2 protein-coding genes are annotated in these 4,042 nt (G+C 41.8%); both read right to left on the bottom strand.

Annotated elements, in window-relative coordinates; genetic code table 11:
* Positions 1-102: 102 nt before the first annotated feature.
* The gene (locus F6K38_RS26495) at positions 103-2,094 is read right to left on the bottom strand and encodes a hypothetical protein (RefSeq protein ID WP_287358030.1); all 1,992 of its coding nucleotides are present in this window, start codon (positions 2,092-2,094) and stop codon (positions 103-105) included.
* Positions 2,095-2,518: 424 nt separating this feature from the next.
* Positions 2,519-4,042 (bottom strand): phage tail protein (locus F6K38_RS26490; protein ID WP_287358026.1); only part of this gene is annotated, 1,524 nt, incomplete at its 5' end.

Genomic DNA, 4,042 nt, shown 5'->3' with positions numbered 1-4,042 from the left:
CTCCTAACTCCTAACCTCCTAACCTCCTAACCTCCTAACCTCCTAACTCCTACCTCCTAACCTCCTAACCTCCTAACCTCCTAACCTCCTATCTCCTATCTCCTATTCCTCCTTCACAAACCTAACTTTTTGCACCCCTTCCATCATCTGTAAACCAAATTGAGCCGAGGTAAAGTTAGTTACATTTCCCCCACCATCGCTATTGAACCAAGTTTTCATATTTTCAGCAAATTCCACTAAGTTAATTAACCTGGTGTCAAAATTATTCCAGGGTACAGATATTTTGGAATCCACAATCAACTCACCATTGGCATTCCGTAAATCTTTGGTAATCTCTGTATCATCTACCCCAAAAGGATCTACCCCAGAGTGCATGGCTTCAGGTTTTTGGTGAATATCGACGGTTTTCACTTCCCCTTTGAAGATACAAATTAAGACATCTTTGGCTAATTTATCCATCCGTACTAGGGGTAACAGATTGCCCTCCGTCTCGTCAATGGAATCCGCATCCGCCACCGCTGTATCGTAGCCATCCACCAGTAAACCTGGCCATCCTGCCACCACTTGCGATCGCATGATAATTCCGGTAAGCTTTTGATCTGCACTGCGGGTTAAACTCCTATGATTAGAACGGGTTGCCCTATCTTCGGTCACATCTGCATCTGTTACTCGACCAATACTAAAAGCACCATCCTGTAAAGAGTCTACCCATAAAGGATCGACACAGAAAAAACGGATTGATTCTGAGGGGAGTAATTTTTCATCAGGAACTAAATAGTTAAAGGGAATACCTTGCAGTAATTCTAAGCTTTTAAACCAATTAAACACTGTTAAAGGAGCATCAATAAGTGATGTATCATGCTTAGGACTTAAGGGCAAGTGCAGAAAAATGTTCTCTAGTTGTTTCAGTTTTTGAGAACATACCCGTTTCCATTCATACAGTTTTGTGGCTACCCCTTGATTTTGCAGGGTTAACATCCGCCCTAATTGCCAAGCTGCTGCATAGGAAGTGTCAAAAAGTCCTAAATTAGAATCATATCTTAATAATTCATCGGCGGCTTTGGCAGGAAACTCATAGGTGTCGGAGTGGAAACCAGTGGCTAAAGGACTACGATACCAGGAAACTGTTTGACTTCCTTCCCGCAAGGAATGGGGAAAAGGAACATAACCCATGGCTAAAGATGCTTCTGCTGTGGCATTGGCATTAACCGGAAGTCTGGGAGTGCTGGGGGTACGATTGAGATTCTTGAGGATTTCAGTAAAGGTTTGTTTGGGATCTACACAAGAAAAACTCCAATTTGCCAAACTCACAAACCGGATCAGGTCTTCATCCCCCGCATCCTGGAAGTCAAAACTACCCTCATTTTTATAGCGTGCCTCCATGGAAACTAGGTGGACGTAACTAGTGCCATTGGGTTCGGGTAAACGGCTACACACAATCGTAGCAAATTCTTTTTCTTCCTCTACTTCATCTGCGGTAGTCTCACCGGGAACTTCTACCTCTAAGTCTTCTGCTTTGCGAATATGGGAAATATAGGCAAGGTCTGCTTTAGTAGGCAAAATATTGGCTAAATATTTCTTTTTGACATCGAATACTGTTGTGTTCTCCTCTGCTGTCTGTCCTACTCCATCTAATACATATTCAGGAAACTTACCTCCAGATGTCCTCCCTACTAATTCTCCCAGGGTAATAGTTTTCAGTTGGGGTTTATCATCCTCATTCTCAAAATCGGAATCTCGGAATAAGAGTAAAACTAACCAAGTGAAATTTTCATCCGTTGTGCCTGGAAAACGTTCCCAAGGCAGAGTGCTGCGATAAACCGTTATATGGGGTAAGACATTGGAATGATCTCCCAAGCTTTGTGGGGGAGGGAAAACTGCATAAATATCTTGGGGTTTGAGGGGTTCAAATCGTTCCCCAATTACGGAAAAGATTAACTCCTTGTTATAGGATATACCGTCAGGAATCCTGCTGTCTGTTTCTCTTTTGTCAGAGATAGATTGCTCAACTTTGATATGGTATTCGCCACTTTCAAGGGCTGGTTGATGGTACTGAATAAATTTTACTTGTTGTCCTTCGGTGGTTGTAGTCATGATTTTTTCCTTTAATGTTTGTAGTGGGGGAAGGAGATAAGGAGATTAGGAGTTAGGAGGGAAGGAGTTAGGAGAGAAGGAGGTAGAAGATAAGGAGTTTAGTAGGTTGGGTAGAACCATAGTGAAACCCAACAAATTCCTAAGATTAGATGCATCTCAGTTGTATTCATAAGAGCATGTTAAGGTTGGGTTGAGGCATGAAAAACCTACTGACTAAATTCTGTCTCCTTACTTCCTTAGAGGTTGTCTGAGAAGTTTCATTTGTTACATCCAAGCCCCCTAAATCCCCCAATTTTGGGGGACTTTTAGAAGCAAATTGACTCTTGTTCCCCCCAAAGTTGGGGGGCTAGGGGGGCAAAATTCAGTATAAAAAAACTTTTCAGATATCCTCTTCCCTCCTTACCTCCTAAATTCCTCATCCCCTCTAAGATTTGATGATGTAATTAATTGTCAAATAAGGTTGCAAGTTATTGTGAGGTTTAACTTCTGATTCGCCGTCTTTAGAGATCCCACCTGCTGAATTGATAGTAATATTAGTGTTGCTATTGTTAGTACCATACGTGGCTGATTGGCTAGCGTTACCAGTGCCAACGTGACCCATTGCTGTACCATCACGTACAGCTATGTTGTGAATATGCCCAGGATCGGTAACTTCGTGACTATGAGGAGGCATCTCCTCTGTAGTCAACTTGTGTGTCTCTTCCCCACCCATCTTTCCTAATGTGCTAAAAGTCCCATCATTTTTTCCTACTGGCACTCTTCCCTTTAGATTGGGAAGATTAAAGTTGTCTCCGTCGCCACCGTAGTTAGTTCCAATTACATCAAATAAGTCTTGATGTTCAGTTTGATTGAGACTAGCACCGTTGCAAATCAACCATCCTTCTGGTGCTGAACTTCCAGCATAGGGAACAATTGTTCCCACAGGAATTACATATCCGGTTTTATCTTTAATTCGCCCATTAACATCTAGAGAAGCATTTGTGAGCACCATCAATACTGTGCCACCGTCCCCTGGAGATAATTGATCATCACTATGAGTGCCTTTTTTATACCAAGCAAATTGAGTACCAGTTCGGAGGTAGGTGGTAGAATCTTGCACACCAATTCCATGTGCTTCTTGCCATAAATTGATCATTTGCCTTTTAGTGTCACCAAAATTCAAAGCACCTTTTTCGTGTTGAATATCACCAGGATCATCGAGACTAATACCATTTTTGACAGTAAGCAAACCATCTAATTTTTGCCTTGTACCCACACGCACTTTATCGTCAAAAGTGAGAGGTGCTTTTTCAATTTGACAGACAAATTGCCCATCCTTATACCCTGGTACATACTGATAATTTAAATAGAGGTTAGCCTCTCCTGTGGGGTGGGCGGTAACAATATTACCCAAATTGATTAACATGGTTTTCCTGGCTGCCAACACCACATCAGCATCTTGGGGGATAAAAGTCCACTGTAAACCTTGAACAACTCCATCTACTTGAATAGTTTCAATGTCCCCATTTTGTTGCCATTGCTCTCCTGGAATAGAGATGCTGATGTTATTAACTTGGTCTTGTGTGCCTAACGCCCAAGGTACATCTGCTGCTGTTCCCACTTCCAAAGTTACTACCAATTGAGAAGACAGATTAATATCTTCATCATAGTGGAAAGTAATATCGGGATCTGCAGCCGTGGGAAGATTTGTATTAGTGAGGCGCAATTGTAAACTGCTTGCTTCATCATAGGTATTTAGCACCTTATTACAATTGACAAAGCCTACATAGAGGGGAATATTTGATTTTCCGCTTGATTGAACCATTTCTAATGTTAGAGTAAAGTTTTCATCGTAATCACCACCTTCAGGGATTTTCACTGGGCTTGTTACCTCAATACCTCCCTGGTCAAATTCCCAACTGATATTGACATTAGTGGTAGTTGCTCTGTTTTGAAATCCTGAAATAAT

It is taken from the genome of Moorena sp. SIO3B2 (assembly GCF_010692525.1).
Lineage (GTDB): Bacteria > Cyanobacteriota > Cyanobacteriia > Cyanobacteriales > Coleofasciculaceae > Moorena > Moorena producens.
The sequence above is the reverse complement of the archived record's forward strand: the minus strand, read 5'-3'. Positions and strand labels throughout refer to the sequence as shown.